The 18,815-nt window shown below is 69.4% G+C and carries 21 protein-coding genes and 1 pseudogene; 9 read left to right on the forward strand and 13 right to left on the reverse strand.

All coding sequences use genetic code 11. The features are described from left to right. From A5711_RS13460 to rpsO, 4 genes are all read right to left on the reverse strand, one after another. On the reverse strand, positions 1-821 hold an 821-nt coding region (locus A5711_RS13460), incomplete at its 3' end, for a nitronate monooxygenase (RefSeq protein WP_067947229.1). Between the two features lie 4 nt (positions 822-825). Next, positions 826-2,208, reverse strand: coding sequence for a pitrilysin family protein (locus tag A5711_RS13465; RefSeq protein WP_067947269.1), 1,383 nt, complete (start codon positions 2,206-2,208; stop codon positions 826-828). Next, on the reverse strand, positions 2,186-4,441 hold the full coding sequence (locus tag A5711_RS13470) for a polyribonucleotide nucleotidyltransferase (RefSeq protein WP_197520795.1): 2,256 nt from the start codon (positions 4,439-4,441) through the stop codon (positions 2,186-2,188). The genes A5711_RS13465 and A5711_RS13470 overlap by 23 nt, the downstream gene beginning before the upstream one ends. A 306-nt stretch (positions 4,442-4,747) precedes the next feature. Further along, positions 4,748-5,017 carry a 30S ribosomal protein S15 gene (gene rpsO, locus A5711_RS13475; protein WP_067199669.1) on the reverse strand — a complete coding sequence of 90 codons (270 nt, stop codon included), beginning with the start codon at positions 5,015-5,017 and terminating at the stop codon, positions 4,748-4,750. A gap of 171 nt (positions 5,018-5,188) precedes the next feature. Between rpsO and A5711_RS13480 the strand changes: the two genes are divergently transcribed. Together A5711_RS13480 and A5711_RS13485 are read left to right on the forward strand one after the other, a co-directional pair. Next, a complete protein-coding gene (locus tag A5711_RS13480) occupies positions 5,189-5,530 on the forward strand; it encodes a helix-turn-helix transcriptional regulator (protein WP_067947271.1) in 342 nt (113 codons plus the stop codon). Positions 5,531-5,533: 3 nt separating this feature from the next. Further along, positions 5,534-6,019, forward strand: coding sequence for an SRPBCC domain-containing protein (locus tag A5711_RS13485; RefSeq protein WP_067947233.1), 486 nt, complete (start codon positions 5,534-5,536; stop codon positions 6,017-6,019). A gap of 11 nt (positions 6,020-6,030) precedes the next feature. On the opposite strand, the gene A5711_RS13490 is transcribed toward A5711_RS13485, so the two are convergent. After that, a complete protein-coding gene (locus A5711_RS13490; protein WP_067947235.1) occupies positions 6,031-7,008 on the reverse strand; it encodes a bifunctional riboflavin kinase/FAD synthetase in 978 nt (325 codons plus the stop codon). 101 nt (positions 7,009-7,109) lie between these two features. On the opposite strand from A5711_RS13490, the gene mntR reads away from it, so the two are divergent. Further along, positions 7,110-7,802, forward strand: coding sequence for a manganese-binding transcriptional regulator MntR (mntR, locus tag A5711_RS13495; protein WP_067947237.1), 693 nt, complete (start codon positions 7,110-7,112; stop codon positions 7,800-7,802). Between the two features lie 142 nt (positions 7,803-7,944). Here mntR and A5711_RS13500 read toward each other — a convergent pair whose 3' ends face one another. From A5711_RS13500 to A5711_RS13515, 4 genes are read right to left on the reverse strand one after another with little or no spacing between them, the layout of a single operon-like run. Next, a complete protein-coding gene (locus A5711_RS13500; protein WP_067947239.1) occupies positions 7,945-9,135 on the reverse strand; it encodes a lipid-transfer protein in 1,191 nt (396 codons plus the stop codon). Positions 9,136-9,179: 44 nt separating this feature from the next. After that, complete coding sequence (gene truB, locus A5711_RS13505) at positions 9,180-10,082, reverse strand: tRNA pseudouridine(55) synthase TruB (RefSeq protein ID WP_067947241.1); 903 nt, start codon at positions 10,080-10,082, stop codon at positions 9,180-9,182. After that, the gene (locus A5711_RS13510; protein ID WP_067947243.1) at positions 10,079-10,756 is read right to left on the reverse strand and encodes a 4'-phosphopantetheinyl transferase; all 678 of its coding nucleotides are present in this window, start codon (positions 10,754-10,756) and stop codon (positions 10,079-10,081) included. Before A5711_RS13510 ends, truB begins: the two co-directional genes overlap by 4 nt. Continuing rightward, a complete protein-coding gene (locus A5711_RS13515; protein ID WP_067947245.1) occupies positions 10,753-11,730 on the reverse strand; it encodes a metallophosphoesterase in 978 nt (325 codons plus the stop codon). Before A5711_RS13515 ends, A5711_RS13510 begins: the two co-directional genes overlap by 4 nt. A gap of 148 nt (positions 11,731-11,878) precedes the next feature. On the opposite strand from A5711_RS13515, the gene A5711_RS13520 reads away from it, so the two are divergent. Beyond that, complete coding sequence (locus A5711_RS13520) at positions 11,879-12,463, forward strand: DUF3558 domain-containing protein (RefSeq protein ID WP_067947247.1); 585 nt, start codon at positions 11,879-11,881, stop codon at positions 12,461-12,463. Between the two features lie 28 nt (positions 12,464-12,491). Then, positions 12,492-14,210 (forward strand): CocE/NonD family hydrolase, encoded by a 1,719-nt coding sequence (locus tag A5711_RS13525; RefSeq protein ID WP_067947249.1) that lies wholly within the window; start codon positions 12,492-12,494, stop codon positions 14,208-14,210. Here the strand turns inward: A5711_RS13525 and A5711_RS13530 are convergent. Further along, positions 14,169-14,729 carry a DUF1802 family protein gene (locus A5711_RS13530; protein ID WP_067947251.1) on the reverse strand — a complete coding sequence of 187 codons (561 nt, stop codon included), beginning with the start codon at positions 14,727-14,729 and terminating at the stop codon, positions 14,169-14,171. The two genes, A5711_RS13525 and A5711_RS13530, sit on opposite strands and share 42 nt — an antisense overlap. After that, positions 14,726-14,995, reverse strand: a complete 270-nt coding sequence (locus A5711_RS13535; RefSeq protein ID WP_067947254.1) for a DUF2277 domain-containing protein — start codon at positions 14,993-14,995, stop codon at positions 14,726-14,728. The genes A5711_RS13530 and A5711_RS13535 overlap by 4 nt, the downstream gene beginning before the upstream one ends. 43 nt (positions 14,996-15,038) lie before the next feature. On the opposite strand from A5711_RS13535, the gene A5711_RS13540 reads away from it, so the two are divergent. Genes A5711_RS13540 through A5711_RS13550 form a run of 3 tightly spaced genes read left to right on the forward strand, consistent with a single transcriptional unit; the run spans position 15,039 to position 16,784 of the window. Beyond that, positions 15,039-15,788 (forward strand): enoyl-CoA hydratase, encoded by a 750-nt coding sequence (locus tag A5711_RS13540; RefSeq protein WP_067947256.1) that lies wholly within the window; start codon positions 15,039-15,041, stop codon positions 15,786-15,788. Positions 15,789-15,805: 17 nt separating this feature from the next. Then, positions 15,806-16,177, forward strand: coding sequence for a hypothetical protein (locus A5711_RS13545; protein WP_067947258.1), 372 nt, complete (start codon positions 15,806-15,808; stop codon positions 16,175-16,177). 22 nt (positions 16,178-16,199) lie between these two features. Further along, positions 16,200-16,784 carry a hypothetical protein gene (locus A5711_RS13550; protein WP_067947261.1) on the forward strand — a complete coding sequence of 195 codons (585 nt, stop codon included), beginning with the start codon at positions 16,200-16,202 and terminating at the stop codon, positions 16,782-16,784. On the opposite strand, the gene A5711_RS13555 is transcribed toward A5711_RS13550, so the two are convergent. Then, positions 16,781-17,791 carry a bifunctional oligoribonuclease/PAP phosphatase NrnA gene (locus A5711_RS13555; protein WP_156744927.1) on the reverse strand — a complete coding sequence of 337 codons (1,011 nt, stop codon included), beginning with the start codon at positions 17,789-17,791 and terminating at the stop codon, positions 16,781-16,783. The genes A5711_RS13550 and A5711_RS13555 overlap by 4 nt on opposite strands. Continuing rightward, entirely contained in the window at positions 17,766-18,233 is a 468-nt protein-coding gene (gene rbfA, locus A5711_RS13560) for a 30S ribosome-binding factor RbfA (RefSeq protein WP_067947265.1), read from the reverse strand. Before rbfA ends, A5711_RS13555 begins: the two co-directional genes overlap by 26 nt. A gap of 39 nt (positions 18,234-18,272) precedes the next feature. Between rbfA and A5711_RS13565 the strand changes: the two are divergent. Next, positions 18,273-18,734, forward strand: a pseudogene (locus A5711_RS13565) (EF-Tu/IF-2/RF-3 family GTPase); the annotation flags it as partial. Positions 18,735-18,815: the final 81 nt, after the last annotated feature.

The following is an 18,815-nucleotide window of genomic DNA, read 5'->3' on the forward strand; positions in this document are numbered from 1 at the left end:
CCGCGGGCGTACCGGCCCGAGAACGCGCGGGTGACGACGGTGGTACCGAAGACCGGATTCTTCAGGGCGGTGCGGTGCGCGGCGCTGGTGCCCGCTTCGTCGCTGAGCAGCAGCGCGGTGCCGACCTGGGCGGCCACCGCACCGCGGTGCAGCACGGCGGCGACGTCCCGCGCGGTGCCCAGTCCGCCCGCGGCGACGACGGGCACCTCATGCGCGTGGCGGATGCGATCGATCAGGTGGTGCAGCGATTCGTTACCGGGCTCCATGTCGGGCGCGAACGTGCCCCGGTGCCCGCCCGCGTCGGGTCCCTGCACGATGAGGCTGTCCGCGCCCGCGGCGACGGCGATCCCGGCCTCGTACGCCGACGTCACCGTGACCATCACCAGCAGCCCCAGCGCCCCCAACCGCCGGATGACGTCGGGCGGCGGCACACCGAAGGTGAACGACACCAGCTCGGGCCGCACGTCGGCGACCACCTCGAGCTTGCGCTCCCAGTCGTCGTCGTCACCGTAATGCGGGTGACCCACCTCGACCTGGTAGTAGTCCGCGATCTCCTCGAGTTCTTCGGCGTAGTAGTCCAGCGCCATCCAGTCGGCGACGCTGGGTTGCGGAACGAACAGGTTGACGCCCAGCGGCCCGGTGGTGGCCGCCCGCGCGGCCGCGATGTCCTCGGCGAATCGCTCCGCACTCCGATGGCCGCCCGGGACGAAGCCGAGCCCGCCCGCGTTGGACACCGCCGCGGCCAGCTCCGGCGTGCCCGGTCCGCCGGCCATCGGCGCGCCCACGATGGGCACCATGATGTCCCAAAAGCCCAGTACCACGGGGCTAATTTACCATCGCCCGAAGTTGTTGGGGCAGTGACCGTTTGGAGGCATACGGACCCAGGACGGCGGCGCCGTAGGGCTGGCTCAGCAGCCGGCGGGCAACCGCATTGACCTCCTCGACGGTCACTTGGTCGATCTTGCGCAGCGTGTGCTCGATGCTGCGGTGGTGGCCGTAGTTCAGCTCGTTGCGGCCCAGCCGGCTCATCCGGGAGCTGGAATCCTCCAGGCCGAGGACCAGGCCACCGCGCAACGATCCCTTCGCGATGCGGCATTCGGCCTCGGTGATGCCGTCGCGGGCCACCGACTCGAGGACCTCGTTGGTAACCTGCATCACCTCGGCGAACCGCTCGGGCTGGCAGGCGGCATAGACGGACAGCGCGCCGCTGTCGGCAAAGATGTCCACCGTCGAGTAGACGGAGTATGCCAGCCCGCGCAACTCGCGAACCTCTTGAAACAGGCGGGAACTCAGCCCCCCACCCAGCGCGGTGTGCAGCACCGACAGCGCCCAGCGATGGCGCCAGCTACGTCCCGGGGTGCGCACGCCCAGCGAGACGTGGGTCTGCTCGGCGTCCCGATTGCCCAGCATCAAGCCGGGCCGTCCGGTCACCCGCCCGGCGCCCTTGCGCGGTGCGATGGGCCGGCGCCCGCGCACCAGATGCGGCCCGAAGTGCTCACGCACCAGCGCCACCACCTCGTCGTGGTCGACATTGCCGGCCACGGCGACCACCATGCGTTCCGGCGTGTAGCGCCGGACATGGAAGGAGTGCAGCTGGGTCCGGGTCATCGACGACACCGACTGCGCGGTGCCGATCACCGGTCGGCCCACCGGGTGGTCACCGAACATCGCCCCCAGGAACATGTCCCCCAGCGCGTCCTCGGGATCGTCGTCGCGCATCGCGATCTCTTCGAGCACCACGTCGCGTTCCAGCTCGACGTCTTCGGTCGCGCACCGGCCGTTGAGCACCACATCGGCCACCAGGTCGACGGCCAGCTCCAGGTCGCTGTCCAAGACGTGCGCGTAGTAGCAGGTGTGCTCCTTGGCGGTGAACGCGTTGAGCTCACCGCCGACCGCGTCCATCGCCTGCGCGATGTCCACGGCGCTGCGGGTGGGAGTCGACTTGAACAGCAGATGCTCGAGGAAGTGCGCCGCCCCCGCCACGGTGGCGCCCTCGTCGCGCGATCCGACGCCGACCCAGACCCCGACGGACGCCGAACGCACCGACGGGAGGTACTCGGTGACTACCCGAAGACCGCCCGGAAGCGTGCTGCGGCGCAGTGCGGATTGGCGGTCCGGTTCCGCCTCGGCGATCTGCTTACCCCGGCGCAGGGCGCCCGCACGAGTCGGGCGCGGCCGGGGCAGGTCAGCTGCTGGCGGTCGCGGCATCGGCAGGGGCGGCCGCCGGAGCATCGGCTGGGGCAGCGCTGTCCTCCTCGACCAAGACGAGGGAGATCTTGCCGCGCTTGTCGATATCGGCGATCTCGACCCGCAGTTTGTCGCCGACGTTCACGACGTCCTCGACCTTCGCGATGCGCTTGCCGCGGCCCAGCTTGGAGATGTGGACGAGGCCGTCGCGTCCCGGCAGCAGCGACACGAACGCACCGAAATCGGTTGTCTTGACCACGGTTCCGAGGAACCGCTCGCCCACGGTCGGCAGCTGCGGGTTGGCGATGGCGTTGATCCGGTCGATCGCGGCCTGCGCCGAGGGCCCGTCGGTGGCGCCGACGAACACCGTGCCGTCGTCCTCGATCGAGATCTGCGCGCCGGTCTCCTCGGTGATGGCGTTGATGACCTTGCCCTTGGGCCCGATGACCTCGCCGATCTTGTCCACCGGGACCTTGATGGTGGTGACCCGCGGGGCGTAGGGGCTCATCTCGTCGGGCCCGTCGATGGCCTCGGCCATGACCTCGAGGATCGTCAGGCGCGCATCCTTGGCCTGGGACAGCGCGCCCGCGAGCACCTGGGACGGGATGCCGTCCAGCTTGGTGTCCAGCTGCAGGGCGGTGACGTAGTCCTTGGTGCCCGCGCACTTGAAGTCCATGTCGCCGAACGCGTCCTCGGCGCCGAGGATGTCGGTCAGCGTGACGAAGCGACGCTCGGTCTTGCCGTCGATCTCGACGTCGTCGGAGACCAGCCCCATCGCGATGCCGGCGACCGGCGCCTTGAGCGGCACACCGGCGTTGAGCAGCGCCAGCGTGGACGCGCACACGGATCCCATCGACGTCGAGCCGTTGGAGCCCAACGCTTCGGACACCTGCCGGATGGCGTACGGGAACTCCTCGACGCTGGGCAGCACCGGGATCAGCGCCCGCTCGGCGAGCGCGCCGTGCCCGATCTCACGCCGCTTGGGCGAGCCCACGCGGCCGGTCTCGCCGGTGGAGAACGGCGGGAAGTTGTAGTGGTGCATGTAGCGCTTGGAGGTTTCCGGCCCCAGCGAGTCGATCTGCTGCGCCATCTTGACCATGTCCAGCGTGGTCACGCCCAGGATCTGGGTTTCGCCGCGTTCGAACAGCGCGCTGCCGTGCGCCCGCGGTACGACGGCGACCTCGGCCGACAGCGCGCGGATGTCGGTGATGCCACGGCCGTCGATGCGGAAGTGGTCGGTCAGGATGCGCTGGCGGACCAGCTTCTTGGTCAGCGAGCGGAACGCGGCGCTGACCTCCTTCTCCCGGCCCTCGTAGGTCTCGGCGAGCCGCGCGAGCGTCTCGGCCTTGAGCTCGTCGGTGCGGGCGTCGCGCTCGGCCTTGCCGCCGATCGTCAGCGCCTTGGCCAGCTCGTCGGTGGCCACCGAGGCGACCGAGTAGTAGACGTCCTCGGCGTACTCCGGGAAGACCGGGTACTCGGCGGTCGGCTTGGCGGCCGCACCGGCCAGCTCCTCCTGCGCGGTGCACAGCACGGCGATGAACGGCTTGGCCGCCTCCAGGCCTTCGGCCACCACGGTTTCCGTCGGCGCCTGGGCGCCGCCCTCGACGAGCTCGATGACCTTCTCGGTGGCCTCGGCCTCGACCATCATGATGGCGACGTCACCGTCGACCTTGCGGCCGGCCACCACCATGTCGAACACGGCCCGCTCGAGCTGCTCGACGGTGGGGAAGGCGACCCAGGTGCCGTCGATCAGGGCGACGCGCACGCCCCCGACCGGGCCGGAGAACGGCAGGCCGGAGATCTGGGTGGACGCCGAGGCGGCGTTGATCGCCACCACGTCGTACAGGTCGTTGGGGTCCAGGCTCAGGATCGTCACGACGACCTGGATCTCGTTGCGCAGTCCGGACACGAACGACGGGCGCAGCGGCCGGTCGATGAGGCGGCAGGTCAGGATCGCGTCGGTGGAGGGCCGGCCCTCGCGGCGGAAGAACGAGCCGGGGATGCGCCCGGCGGCATACATCCGCTCCTCGACGTCGATGGTCAGCGGGAAGAAGTCGAAGTGCTCCTTCGGGCTCTTGCTGGCGGTGGTCGCCGACAACAACATGTTCTCGTCGTCGAGATAGGCGACGACGGCGCCGGCGGCCTGCTGGGCCAGCCGGCCGGTCTCAAAACGGATGGTGCGGGTGCCGAAGCTCCCGTTGTCGATAACGGCGGTCGACTCGAACACGCCTTCTTCAATTTCAGCGACAGACATAGGTGTCCGTACGGCCTCTCTGGGTATTCAGCTTTTTCGCGTCGTCACGCTTTAACCCGAGAGCTTCCTACGAGAGGAAAAAGTCTGGATGCGGCCGCGGCCGTCGATCGAAGCGGCCGACCTGCTCCAGATCCGGAGAGCCCGGCAGCCACTACCGAAGACCGCCCGATACAGACTGGGCTGCTCCCGTCATGACACGCTGGAACGGCACACGCGGATCTGCGCGGCCGCACCGTTCGCTCGGGCCGAACCGGCCCAGAACGCTCTCACTCTACACGGACGGACCTAGCGGTCAGTAGACCGCGGTCAGCGGCGCAGGCCCAGGCGCTCGACCAGCGAGCGGTACCGCTCGACGTCGATCTGGGCGACGTACTTCAGCAGCCGGCGCCGGCGCCCGACCAGCAGCAACAGGCCCCGCCGCGAGTGGTGATCGTGCTTGTGGACCTTGAGGTGCTCGGTGAGGTCGGCGATCCGCTTGGTCAGCAGCGCGACCTGCGCCTCCGGGGAACCCGTGTCGGAGTCGTGCAGGCCGTAGGTGCCCAGGATTTCTTTTTTCTGCTCGGCGGTCAGCGCCACGAAAACATCTCCATCAATCGGTGCCGCGAAAATTCTCGTGCGTGGCCACCGCGGACTGCAGCACACGCCGTATCGGCTGGCGAGTCTATCAGCGGCGACGACGTCCACCGAAATCGCAGGCCAGCGCCCAGCACTTGACAACCTACAACCATTTGGTTGTAGGTTGTGCCGGTGACCGTAGACCAGGAAGATCGGGTGGACGCCCTCTTTCACGCGCTCGCCGACCGCACCCGGCGCGACATCATGCGCCGGACGCTGGCCGGGGAGCACTCGGTTTCCTCGCTCGCCCTGAAATACGACATGAGCTTTGCGGCCGTGCAGAAGCACGTCGTCGTGCTGGAGAAGGCCGGCCTGATCACCAAACGGCGCAGCGGTCGCGAGCAGTTGGCCAGCGGTGACGTGGCGGCGGTGCGGTCGGTCGCCGGCATGCTCACCGAGCTGGAACAGGTGTGGCGAGGCCGTATCGCCCGCATCGACGAACTCATCTCGACCGACCCGAACAAGGAGGACTGACCCATGCCCGTGACCGACGTCAAGCATGACCCGGACGCCCTGACGCTGACCATCACCGCCGACTTCGCCGCCCCGGTGGCCCGGATCTGGCAGGTGTACGCCGACCCGCGGCAACTGGAGAAGGTCTGGGGGCCGCCGTCCCACCCGGCGACCGTGGTGAGCCACAGCCTCACGCCGGGAAGCCGAACGACCTACTTCATGACCGGCCCGGACGGCGAGAAGTACGCCGGCTACTGGGAGATCACCGCCGTCGACGAGCCGAACAGCTTCTCGTTTCTCGACGGGTTCGCCGACCCCGACTTCAACCCGAACGCCGACCTGCCGGTCGCGCAGAACGTCTACACCTTCACCGAGCACAACGGCGGCACGCGCGCGACCTACGTGTGCACCTTCGAATCCGCCGAGGATCTTCAGCGAGTGCTGGACATGGGCGTTGTCGAGGGCTCCACGTCGGCGATCAACCAGATCGACGACCTGGTCGCTTCCTGAAGCCGCGGCAATCAGTCCTGCGTCAAGAGCATCGCGCGGGCCCGGTCGGTGTCCTTGCCCATCGCGTCGATCAGCTCCTTGACCGAGTCGAACCTGCGCTGACCGCGGATGCGCGCGACGAAATCCAGCGCCACGTATTGGCCGTAGAGGTCGGCGGTGGTGTCCAGGACGAAGGCCTCGACGGTGCGCGTGCGGCCCGAGAAGGTCGGGTTGGTGCCCACGGACACCGCGGCCTGGTACCGCTCGCCCGGGACGACGGTGCCGGTCACCGGTCCGTGCCCGAGCAGGGTGAACCAGGCGGCATACACGCCGTCGGCCGGGATCGCCGAATACATCGGCGGCGCCACGTTGGCGGTCGGGAACCCCAGTTCCATGCCCCGCCCCTCGCCGCGGACGACGACGCCCTCCACGCGGTGCGGGCGGCCCAGCGCCTCCATGGCCGCCACCACGTCACCGGCGTCCACGCAGGACCGGATATACGTGGACGAATACGTCACGGTCTCGTTGCTCAGGTGCTCGCTGAGCAGGGACATCGACTCGACCGCGAACCCGAACCGCTCGCCCGCGCGCCGCAGGGTCTCGACGTTGCCGGCCGCCTTCTTGCCGAAGGTGAAGTTCTCCCCCACCACGACCTCGACCACGTGCAGGTGTTCCACCAGGAGCTCGTGGACGTAGCGCTCCGGCGTGAGCTTCATGAAGTCGCTGGTGAACGGCATCACCAGGAAGACGTCGATGCCCAGCTCCTCGACGAGTTCGGCGCGGCGCGTCAGCGTCGTCAGCTGCGCGGGATGACTGCCCGGGTAGACCACTTCCATCGGGTGCGGGTCGAACGTCATCAGCACGGTCGGCACGTTGCGGGCGCGCCCGGCCTTGACGGCATGCGCGATTATCTCCGCGTGGCCCCGGTGCACGCCATCGAACACCCCGATGGTGAGCACGCATCTGCCCCAGTCCGTGGGAATCTCGTCTTGGCCGCGCCACCGCTGCACGACCGCAAGCCTACGGCCCGCCGCGGTCCACCGGGAGATCCGCCGGCGCGAGGGTGTCGAGGAGCACACGATCAGGCTTGAGTTGCCTAAACTTTCTCGTTGTGAGGGCTGACGAAGAGCGTGGCGGTCTCACCGCGGTCGGCCAGGACTACCTCAAGGTCATCTGGAACGCCCAGGAGTGGTCCCGGGAAAAGGTCAGCACCAAGATGCTGGCCGAGAAGATCGGGGTATCGGCCAGCACCGCCTCGGAGTCGATCCGCAAACTCGCCGAGCAGGGCCTGGTCGATCACGAGAAATACGGCGCGGTGACCCTGACCGAAGCTGGGCGGCGCGCGGCGCTGGCGATGGTGCGCCGACATCGGCTGCTGGAAACGTTCCTGGTCAACGAGCTCGGCTACGGCTGGGACGAGGTGCACGACGAGGCCGAGGTGCTCGAACACGCGGTGTCGGACCGGCTGGTGGCCCGCATCGACGCCAAGCTCGGGTTCCCGCAACGCGACCCGCACGGGGACCCGATCCCGGCCTCGGACGGGCAGGTGCCCACGCCGCCGGCCCGCCAGCTGTGGGCGTGCGGCGACGGTGAGACCGGAACGGTGGCCCGCATCTCCGACGCCGACCCGGAGATGCTGCGCTATTTCGCCGACGTCGGCATCAACCTCGATTCGCGGCTGCGGGTCCTGACCCGCCGGGAATTCGCCGGCATGATCTCGGTGGCGATCGAAGCCGGCGACGGCGCGGAGACGACGGTCGACCTGGGCAGCCCGGCCGCCCGGGCCGTCTGGGTGGTGGGCTAGCGGCGATCGCAAGCGCGGCGAAGCCGGGCGCCGCGGGTCGCCGCCATCGGGCTGACTCTCAGAGCGCCGAACGTGCAGTCATGGCGAAATTTCGCCCGATTTTTCGCCCTGAGAGCACGTTCGACGCCGGCGCCGCCGCGCTCTAGCGTTCGGCGCGCTGGTAAGCGGTGACCACGGCCGCGCCACCCAGCCCGATGTTGTGTTGCAGTGCGGCGCTGACGTTGTCGACCTGACGCTTGTCGGCGGAGCCGCGCAGCTGCCAGGTCAGCTCGGCGCACTGCGCGAGCCCGGTCGCGCCCAGCGGATGACCCTTCGAGATCAGGCCGCCCGACGGGTTGACCACCCAGCGCCCGCCGTAGGTGGTGTCGCCGTTGTCGATCAGCTTGGGCGCCTCGCCCGGACCGCACAGGCCGAGGGCTTCGTAGAGCAGCAGTTCGTTGGCCGAGAAGCAGTCGTGCAGCTCGATCACCTGGAAGTCCTCCGGGCCCAGGCCGGACTGGTCGTAGACCTGTTGCGCCGCTTGCACATTCATGTCATAGCCGATCAGGTTCTTGGCGGTCCCGTCGAAGGTCGACGCGAAGTCCGTCGTCATGGCCTGGCCGACGATCTCCACGGCCTGGCCGGCCAGCCCGTGGCGGTCGACGAAGCTCTCCGAGGCCAGGATCGCCGCGCCGGAACCGTCGGACGTCGGCGAGCACTGCAACTTGGTCAGGGGGTCGGAGATCGTTCGCGCCGCCAGGATGTCCTCGAGCGTGTAGGACTCCTGGAACTGCGCGAACGGGTTGTTGACGGAGTGCTTGTGGTTCTTGTAACCGATCTTGGCGAAATGCTCTGCGGTGCTGCCGTATTGGCGCATGTGCTCGCGGCCGGCGGCGCCGAACATCCAGGGCGCGACGGGCATCGCGAACTCGTCGATCGCGGCCATTGCCTTGACGTGCTTGCCCATCGGCGATTCGCGGTCCTGGGCGCCGCCGCTCAGCGAGCCGGGCTGCATCTTCTCGAAACCGAGCGCGAGGGCGCAGTCGACGATCCCGCCGCGGATGGCCTGGGCCGCCAGGAACAGCGCGGTCGAGCCGGTCGAGCAGTTGTTGTTGACGTTGACGATCGGAATCCCGGTCATGCCCAGCTCGTAGAGCGCCCGCTGCCCGGACGTCGAATCGCCGGCGACGTAGCCGACGTAGCCCTGCTGCACCTCGCGGTAGTCGATCCCCGCGTCGGACAGGGCGTTGGTCCCGGACTCGCGCGCCATGTCCGGGTAGTCCCAGCCTTCGCGGCGGCCGGGCTTCTCGAATTTCGTCATGCCGACGCCGACGACGTAAACCTTGTTGGACATAGCGCGCCCCTTCTTCGACAGGCTGGAGAGATCCGCGCCTCAGCCTATTCCTGGAGCGTCGCGGGTCTGATCACAACCACCGACTTGGTGCGTGAGCCCTCGTCGCGCAGCAGCGCGATCACCCGCCCGGCGGCGTCGCAGGCGGCGTAGACGCCGTCGATGCCGGCAGGCGCGAGCGCTCGCCCGTTGGCCGCCGCTTCGGCCTCCCCGGCGGTCAGGTCGCGGCGCGGGAAGATCAGCAGGCACGCCTCGTCGAGGGTCAACGACAGGCCGGGCCGCTCGGCCAGGTCGTCGAGCGAGCGGGCCTGCTGCAGGGTGAAGCGACCGACGCGGGTGCGCCGCAGCGCCGTCAGATGCCCGCCAACGCCGAGCGCGGCGCCGACGTCGCGGGCCAGCGCGCGAACGTAGGTTCCCGACGAGCAGTCGACCTCCACGTCGACGTCGACGAACTGGCCCTCGGACCGGACATCGAGCACCTCGAACCGGTCGATGCGCACCGGCCGGGCCTCGAGTTCGACTGTCTGGCCCTCGCGAACCAGCCGATAGGCGCGCCGCCCATCCACCTTGATCGCGCTGACCGCGGACGGCACCTGCTCGATATCGCCGCGCAGGCCGGCGACCGCGGCCACGATCTCCTCTCGCGTCAGGTGCGCGGCCGAAACGCTGTGCAGCACTTCTCCTTCGGCGTCCTCGGTGGAGGTGGTCTGGCCCAGCCGAATGGTGGCGGTGTAGGACTTGGCGGCCGCGGTCAACAGGCCGAGGATCTTGGTGGCGCGGTCGACGCCGATCACCAGCACGCCGGTGGCCATCGGGTCCAGCGTCCCGGCGTGCCCCACCCTGCGGGTGGCGAAGATGCGGCGGCAGCGGCCCACCACGTCGTGACTGGTCATCCCGGCCGGCTTGTCGACGACGACCAATCCCGGACCGGGCCCCGGGCCGCCACTCATAGCACGATGGCGGTCAGCACCAGTCCCCGCTCGACCGACCACCGGCCCCTCAGCGCGGTCAGAGGTGGCCCGTCGAGGGTCTGCCCGTCGATCAGGATCTTGGACACGAACACCCCGGTGGTCTCCCCGTCCGGCGGGTCGAGGTCGAACACGATGTGGGCGTCCTCGAAACCCAGCCAGCGCTTGGTCAACGGGAACCAGGCCTTGTACGTTGCTTCCTTGGCGCAGAACAGGATTCGGTCCCAGTGCAGGCCGGCGGGCAGCGTCGTCATCTCGTGTCGCTCTTCGGGCAGGCTGATCGCGTTCAGCACGCCGTCCGGCAGCACGTCGTGCGGTTCGGCGTCGATGCCCACCGAGCGCACCGCTTCGCTGCGGCCGACGACCGCACCGCGATAGCCGGTGCAGTGGGTGAGGCTGCCCACCACGCCGTCGGGCCAGCACGGTTCGCCCTTCTCCCCCTTGAGGATCGGCACCGGCGGCAGGCCGAGCTCGCCCATCGCGACCCGGGCGCAGTGCCGGACGGTGACGAACTCGTTGCGTCGCTTGGCCACCGACTTGGCGATCAGCGGCTCCTCTTCGGGCAGGGGAACGAGGTCCGGCGGGTCGGAGTACAGCTCCGAGTAGGCGAGCTCGCCCATGTCGGGCAGCACCGAGGAGACCAGCTTGTCCGTCATCGTGATTGCCGCTGCCGCAACCGTTCCCGGAACTGTGCGGCCTGCTGCCGCATCTCGGGAGTGATCTCGAAGTGGCCGCCGAAGTCGTTGAGGTATCCCGGCGCGTATTGCGGGTCGGGCAACACCTGGCGCAGCCAGCTGTGCGGCTTGCGGCGCCGCCACTCCCTCGGGTATCCCACCGACACCTCCTCGAAGCGCACGTCGTCGTACCAGGTGGTGCGCGGAATGTGCAGGTGACCGTAGACCGAACAGACCGCGTTGTAGCGGGTGTGCCAGTCGGCGGTCTTGGTGGTCCCACACCACAGCGAGAACTCCGGGTAGAACAACGCGTCGCAGGGCTCGCGGACCAGCGGGAAATGGTTCACCAGGACGGTCGGCGTCATCCAGTCGAGTTGCTCGAGGCGGGTCCGCGTGGTGGCGAGCCGCTCCTGGCACCACGCTTCCCGGGTGGGGTACGGCTCCGACGACAGCAGGAATTCGTCGGTGGCGACCACGTTGCGCTCCCGCGCGATGGTCAGGCCCTCGGCTTTGCTCGCCGCCCCCTCGGGCAAGAAGCTGTAGTCGTAGAGCAGGAACATCGGCACGATCGTGGCCGGGCCGCCGCGCTCGGTCCACACCGGGAAGGGATGCTCCGGCGTGACGATGCCCATCTCGTCGCACATGTGGACCAGGTACTCGTAGCGGGCCCTGCCGAAGACCTGCACCGGATCCCGCGTCGTGGTCCACAACTCGTGGTTGCCGGGCACCCAGATCACCTTGGCGAAGCGCCGGCGCAGCAGGTCCAGGGCCCAGCGGATCTCGTCGGTGCGTTCGGCGACGTCACCGGCGACGATCAGCCAGTCGTCCGGCGAGGACGGGTGCAGCGACTCGGTGACCGGCTTGTTGCCCAGGTGACCGGTGTGCAGGTCGGAGACGGCCCACAGCGTGGGTTGTCCCCCATTGGTCGATTCCTGCCCCGCATTTTGACCAGCCACGGTTAACCAGCCTAATGACCCGCGGTGCGGGGCCGGTTGGGGCCGCGCCTTGCTCGCCGGCATTGGAACGTGTTCTTGTTTACCGGTGACCGCGCGGGAGGCGACTTGTACACTCCCGGCAAGGGCCAGGGAGCCGTCAGGGGGTGTCGTGTTCGCCAAGATACGTCTGATCGGGGCCATCGGTGCCGTGATCGCGGCGGCCATCGCCGGCACGGCCGGGTGGCAGGGCGGCGCACAGGGGCCGACCGGGGGCGGGCGCGTCGAGCTGCGCTCGACGGCGGCGCCGATGGAAACCACGATGAAGAGCCCGATCGTGGCCACCACCGACCCGCGCCCGTTCGACGCGTGCGAGGACATCCCGTTCGACGTCATCCAGCGGCTCGGCCTGGCGTTCACACCGCCCGAGCACGAAGACGGCCTGCGCTGCCACTTCGACGCGGGCAACTACCAGGTGGCCGTCGAGCCCATCATCTGGCGCACCTACGAGGCGACGCTGCCCCCCGACGCCGTCGAGACCACCATCGCCGGCCACCGCGCCGCGCAGTACTGGGTGCTCAAGCCGACGTATCACAACAGCTACTGGTATTACTCCTGCATGGTCGCATTCAAGACCAGTTACGGCGTGCTGCAGCAGGCGCTTTACTACTCCACCGTCTACTCCAACCCCGAGGTCGACTGCATGTCCACCGACCTGCAGCGGGCCAACGACCTCGCGCCGTACTACAAGTTCTGATCCCCGCTCGGGCCTTAACCTGGGCACCGTGAGTATCACCTCGACGCGACCCGCCCAGCCCGCGCTGCACGCCCTGCGACACCTCGGCGGCAAGGCGGTGGGCCGGCTGCTGGGCCTGCCGCCGGCGACCACCGAGTACACGGTCGAACGCGTCCGGGTGCCCATGCGCGACGGGGTCGGCCTGGTGGCCGATCACTACACACCGAACACCGACTGCCCCGCCGGCACCCTGCTGGCGCGGGGGCCGTACGGGCGCTCCTTCCCGTTCTCGCTGGTGTTCGGCGCACTGTACGCGGCCCGCGGCTACCACGTCGTGCTGCAGAGCGTCCGCGGCACGTTCGGGTCGGGCGGGGATTTCGAACCGATGGCCAACGAGGCCGCCGACGGCGCCGACACGGTGGCCTGGCTGCGTGAGCAGCCCTGGTTCACCGGCCGCTTCGCCACCATCGGTTTGTCGTACCTCGGGTTCACCCAGTGGGCGCTGATGACCGATCCCCCGCCGGAGCTCGCCGCGGCCGTCGTCACCGTGGGGCCGCACGATTTCAACGCCTCGGTGTGGGGTACCGGCTCGTTCGCGATCAACGACTTCCTCGGCTGGAGCGACATGGTCGCCCACCAGGAAGACCCGGTACGCGCCCGGTCGGCGCTGCGCCAGCTGCAGAACCGCAGCAGGGTGACGCAGGCGGCCCTCGGGCTGCCGGTGGGCGACACGGCCCGGGCGCTGCTCGGTACGGGCGCGCCCTGGTTCGAATCGTGGGTCGAGCACACCGACCCGAACGATCCGTTCTGGGACGCGCTGCGCTGCGGCGATGCGCTGGACCGCGTCGACGTGCCGGTGCTGCTGATCGGCGGCTGGCAGGACATTTTCGTCAGGCAGACGCTGCAGCAGTACGAGCACCTGCGCGGCCGGGGCGTCGACGTCGCGCTCACCATGGGCCCCTGGACGCACACCCAGCTGCTCGCCACCGGCCTGAGCACCTGCACGCGGGAGTCGCTGGACTGGCTGGGCGCCCACCTCGGCGGCGCGCCCGCCCCGCGACGGCCCGGCCGGGTCCACGCGTATGTCACCGGCCAGGGTTGGCGCACTGTGGCCGACTGGCCGCCCGCCACCACCGAGCGCGCGCTCTATCTGCGGCCCGGCGGACACCTCGGTGAGACCGCCCCGACGGACCTGGCGCGGCTGGCGCCGGCGTCCTTCCGCTACGACCCCGCCGACCCCACACCCACCACGGGCGGCCCGTTGCTGTCGCCGAAAGGCGGTTACCGCGACGACAGCCGGCTCGCGACGCGCGACGACGTGCTGGCCTTCACCAGCCTCACCCTCACCCACGACCTGTGCGTCTACGGCAGCCCGGCCGTCGAGCTGGCGCACGGCGCCGACACTCCCCACGTCGACCTCTTCGTCCGGGTGAGCGAGGTCGACGCCAAAGGCCGGTCGAAGAACGTCAGCGACGGCTACCGGCGGTTGCGGACCGCCAAGAAATCGTCGAAGGGGACCGTCCGCGTCGAACTCGACGGCATCGCCCACCGCTTCCGCGCCGGCTCCCGCATCCGCCTGCTGATCGCCGGCAGCTGGTTCCCCCGCTACGCGCGCAACCTGGGCACCGACGAGCCGATTCTGACGGGCCACCAGTCCGAGCCGGCCACCCACACCGTGCGCTATGGACGCTCCAGGCTGCTGCTGCCCGTCGGCCCGCTCGACCTGTCAGCCAACGGCGCGGCGGACACGGGCGGCGACCTCGGCTAGCGCGGCGTCGTCGTGAACGGGTGCCGCGAGCGGCGCCCGCAGGGGCAGCTCCACCCAGCTTTTGCAGCCGCCGTAGTCGGGCGTCCGGGTGATCTGCACCGGCTCGGCCAGCGGGTGCACCGACACCACCAGCACGGCCAGCTTGTGCTTCGGGCGGAAGTCGAGCCGGTCGGCGCGCACCGAATCGCCGGTCCAGATGTGCAGGTCCTCGATTTCCGCCAGCCGGTCTGGCTGGTTAACCGCCACGGCGGCAACGACTTTCGCGGCCGCCCGGATCACCAGACGGTCGTCGGTGCTGTCGGCGGCGGCCGCCTCGAGCAGGTCGCGATGCTCGGGCCGCACGCGCTCGAAGTGGCTGTGGGCGACCGTCGGGAACAGGAGGAACTCGGAGGCGGCAAGTTCGAAGCGCTTCTCCCCGATGCCGCCCTTGCGCAACAGCACCCGCTGGCGACCGTCCAGCAGGGCGTGCACGGCGGCGCTCCACTCCTTGAGCGCGGGCCTGGTGGCGGTGCGCGTCACTGCGCCCCGGCCAGCCGGGCGATGACCTCGGGCCGGCGCAACGGTGGGACGGTCTTGGGCGGCTGGCGCCGCGGAGGCAACGCCGCCAACAACCGGGCCGTCGTCTCGGTGACCTCGGCAACCGCCGCCTCGAAGGCGTCTGCGTTCGCCGCCGAGGGTCGGGTGATCCCGCTGACCTTGCGCACATACTGGCGGGCCGCCGCCGCGATCTCCTCGGCGGTCGCCGACGGTTGCAACCCGCGCAACTCGGTGATGTTCCGGCACATGCCTCAACGATAGGCGGGGCCGGCGACCCTTTACGGTGATCTCATGAGCGACGACATCCTGCTGATCGAAACCGACGAGCGGGTGCGCACCCTGACCCTCAACCGGCCGCAGTCCCGCAACGCGCTGTCTTCGGCGCTGCGGGATCGATTCTTCGGGGCGCTGGCCGACGCGGAAGCCGACGACGCCGTCGACGTCGTCATCGTGACCGGCGCCGACCCGGTGTTCTGTGCGGGCCTGGATCTCAAGGAGTTGGGCGGTTCCTCGGCGCTTCCGGACATCTCCCCACGGTGGCCTCCGCTGAGCAAGCCGGTCATCGGTGCGATCAACGGCGCCGCGGTGACCGGCGGGCTGGAGCTGGCCCTGTACTGCGACATCCTGATCGCCTCGGAGAACGCCCGCTTCGCCGACACCCACGCCCGCGTCGGCCTGCTGCCCACCTGGGGGCTGAGCGTGCGGCTGCCGCAGAAGGTCGGCGTCGGCCTGGCCCGCCGGATGAGCATGACCGGGGACTACCTGTCCGCCACCGACGCGCTGCGCGCCGGGCTGGTGACCGAGGTGGTGCCGCACGACCAGCTGCTGCCCGCCGCACGCCAGGTGGCCGCGTCGATCGTCGGCAACAACCAGGATGCGGTGCGCGCGCTGCTGGCGTCCTATCACCGGATCGACGACTCGCAGACCAGCGCGGGCCTGTGGCTGGAAGCGATGGCGGCCCGCCAGTTCCGGACCAGCGGCGACGACATCGCCGCTAACCGCGAGGCGGTGCTGCAGCGCGGGCGGGCGCAGGTCCGCTAGCCGCGCCGGCCTCGTCGATGATCCAATTTCCGCCGCCCGCGCCGTGGCGAAGACCGACCGCGGACATCGTCGCGACCGTGCTGCTCTTCGTCGCGGAGCTGGCGGTCAGCGCCGTTTCAGTCGCCCTGGCGTTGTTGTCCTCGATGTGGCTGATGCTGCCGATATGCAGCGACAACTGCGACAGCCCCGCCGTCACGCACTTCGTCCACCGCACCTTCACCGGGACCGTCGTCATCGCGGGCGGGATCGCGCTGGCCCTGCTGGTGTCATGCGTCGGGGCGCTCGTCACCGGCATCCGGCGTCGGGCCGGGATGTGGAAATGGCCGGCGTTGGGCCTGGTCATCGCCGTTGTGTCAGTTCTGATCGCCGCTGGCTTGTGGGTGAACTGAGGGCAACCAATACGATCAGCTGATGCGTTTGGTCCTGGACGTCCTCGGGAGGTTGCTCGCGTGCGCCGTGGTGCTCACCGCGGCGGTCGCAATGGTGGGCACAGCGCCGCGCGCGGCCGCGCAGCCGCCGGCGGGATTTCCCAACCTGGACGGTTTCGCACCCGTCCCGGCGGACGGCTACGTCATCAGCAGTGGCCCGAGTACCCCGCCGCGGATCAGCTTCTCCACCCCATACTCCTTGGTGTGTGACTTCTATGGCGGCCCGGCGCCCGCGCCGCAGCCGTCACAGGACATCAAGTGCAAGGGCGACATGCCCGGCATCGACGACGTCCCCGTGCTCGGCGGGCGCCCGCACCCGGGCGATTGCCTGGTGGGTTCGGCCGAGTTCAAGGGACCGGGCTACCAGTTGAGCCGCATGTCCTACGGCGGATGCGACGGCAACCCGGCCGCCCTGCCACCGGGCGGCAAGTTGTTGGGTGCAGGTCAGAAGCTGACCTACCTGAACGTCACGTGCGCCGTCGGCGCCGACAACCTGGTCGCCTGCCTGGACACCACCAGTGGTGACCACGGGTTCGTGCTGCAGCGGGCGGGCAGCTGGGCGTTCTAATCGAGCGCGGCGCGCAGCGACGCGACCGCGTCGTCGATTGGCCCGCACGTCGAATAGCCGGCGGCCAGCCGGTGGCCGCCCCCGCCGAACGCGAACGCGACCGCCGCCAGATCCACGTCGGCCTTGGCGCGCATCGACACCGACCACTGCTGCGGGTCGACCTCCTTGAACACCGCGGCCACCTCGGCCTGCTGCGTGGTGCGCACGATGTCGACGATGCTTTCGACTTCCTCGGGCCGCGAGGTGACCCAATCCTGGTGTCCGACAACGGCATACACCAGCCCACGGCCACCGGCCGCGTCGGGCAGCAGGTGCGCCGAGCCCAGCACGCGTGACAGCAGTGGCAGCCAGCTGAAGGGATGGCTGTCCATCAACGCTCGGCTGACGGCGGCGTTGTCGACGCCGGTCTCCACCAGCCGGGCCGCCAGCCGAAGCGCGCGGGGGGTGGCCCAGCGGAACGAACCGGTGTCGGTGGTCAGCCCGGCGTAGATGCAGTGCGCGACGTCCGGTTCGATCGGCTTGCCCCACGCGTCGAGGATGTCGGCGATCATCATCGTCGTCGAATCCGCCGACACGTCAACGAAGTTCGCGGTCCCGAACAGCTCGTTGGAGGCGTGGTGGTCGATGACCAGCGACTCGCGGCCGGGGCCGGCCAGATCGCTCAGCGCGCCCAGCCGCTTGACGCTTGGAACATCAACGGTGACAACCAGATCGACGTCGCGCCGCATCGCGTCCGCACCGACCAGCAGCTGGCAACCGGGCAACGACGCCAGCGACTCCGGCAGCGCCGCCGGCTCGGCGAAACCGACCTCGACGCTTTTTCCGCACTTGTCCAGCACCAGCGCCAGCGCCAGGCCCGCGCCGATGGTGTCGGCGTCGGGGTGCACATGGGCGACCACCGCGATAGTCGCGGCGCCGGAGAGCAATTCGACCGCGCCGCGGGCGTCGATGCGCACCCCGGCTCCCGCGGCCCCGGCCAGCTCAGTCTTCGCGTCGGTCGTCGTCACCGGTGTCCTCATCACTCGACCCCCGGTAGGGATCGGCCTCCCCGGCCGGCTTGGCCCCGGAACGAACTCGCGCCAGATCGGCGTCCGCGGCGCGGGCCCGCGCCAGCAACTCGTCCATCCGCGCCACGGTGTCCAATGTGGTGTCGCGGGTGAATGTCAGCGTGGGCGTGAAGCGCACGCCGGTGCCCGCCCCCACCATCGTGCGCAGCGCGCCTTTGGCCCGTTCCAGTGCGGCCGCGGCGGCGGCGTAGTCCGGCTCTTCGTCGAGGGTGCGGCCCATCACGGTGTAGAACACCGTCGCGTCGTGCAGGTCGGCGGTGACCTTCGTGTCGACGATGGTCACCCCGTCCAGGCCGGGATCCTTGATCTCGAACTCGATCGCCGAGGCGACGATCGTGTTGATGCGTTTGGCCAATCGGCGCGCCCTTGCGGGGTCCGCCACTATTTATTCACCGCCTTCTCCTCATCACTTCGTTCTGCATCGTCGGCGTCGGACGCGGTCATCATCGGCTTCAACGTGCGCGCCGAAGGGAAAGCGACCGAGCTCGCCAACCGCGAGGGTGTCGAGATCCGCTACTACTCGGTCATCTACCAGGCGATCGACGACATCGAGAAGGCCCTGCGCGGCATGCTCAAGCCGATCTACGAGGAGAAGGAGCTGGGTCGCGCCGAGATCCGCGCGATCTTCCGGTCCTCGAAGGTGGGCATCATCGCCGGCTGCATGATCAGCTCCGGTGTGGTGCGGCGCAACGCGAAGGCCCGCCTGCTGCGGGACAACGTCGTGGTCACCGAGAACCTCACGATCAACTCGCTGCGACGGGAGAAGGACGACGTGACCGAGGTCCGCGAGGGCTTCGAGTGCGGTATGACGCTGGGCTACTCCGACATCAAGGAAGGCGACATCATCGAGTCCTACGAGCTCGTCGAGAAGGAGCGCGCCTGACCGCCGCCGACGATGCAGAACGAAGTGATGAGGAGAAGGCGGTGAATAAATAGTGGCGGACCCCGCAAGGGCGCGGCGTCG

The sequence above is a fragment of the Mycobacterium sp. E2238 genome, assembly GCF_001672665.1.
In the GTDB taxonomy this organism is placed as follows: domain Bacteria; phylum Actinomycetota; class Actinomycetes; order Mycobacteriales; family Mycobacteriaceae; genus Mycobacterium.

Coding starts and splice junctions, on each gene's coding strand:
- A5711_RS13465 (WP_067947269.1), bottom strand. CDS start 2,208: ATGCCGCGACCGCCAGCAGCTGACCTGCCCCGGCCGCGCCCGACTCGT.
- A5711_RS13470 (WP_197520795.1), bottom strand. CDS start 4,441: ATGTCTGTCGCTGAAATTGAAGAAGGCGTGTTCGAGTCGACCGCCGTT.
- A5711_RS13485 (WP_067947233.1), top strand. CDS start 5,534: ATGCCCGTGACCGACGTCAAGCATGACCCGGACGCCCTGACGCTGACC.
- A5711_RS13500 (WP_067947239.1), bottom strand. CDS start 9,135: ATGTCCAACAAGGTTTACGTCGTCGGCGTCGGCATGACGAAATTCGAG.
- truB (WP_067947241.1), bottom strand. CDS start 10,082: ATGAGTGGCGGCCCGGGGCCCGGTCCGGGATTGGTCGTCGTCGACAAG.
- A5711_RS13510 (WP_067947243.1), bottom strand. CDS start 10,756: ATGACGGACAAGCTGGTCTCCTCGGTGCTGCCCGACATGGGCGAGCTC.
- A5711_RS13535 (WP_067947254.1), bottom strand. CDS start 14,995: ATGTGCCGGAACATCACCGAGTTGCGCGGGTTGCAACCGTCGGCGACC.
- A5711_RS13540 (WP_067947256.1), top strand. CDS start 15,039: ATGAGCGACGACATCCTGCTGATCGAAACCGACGAGCGGGTGCGCACC.
- A5711_RS13545 (WP_067947258.1), top strand. CDS start 15,806: ATGATCCAATTTCCGCCGCCCGCGCCGTGGCGAAGACCGACCGCGGAC.
- A5711_RS13550 (WP_067947261.1), top strand. CDS start 16,200: ATGCGTTTGGTCCTGGACGTCCTCGGGAGGTTGCTCGCGTGCGCCGTG.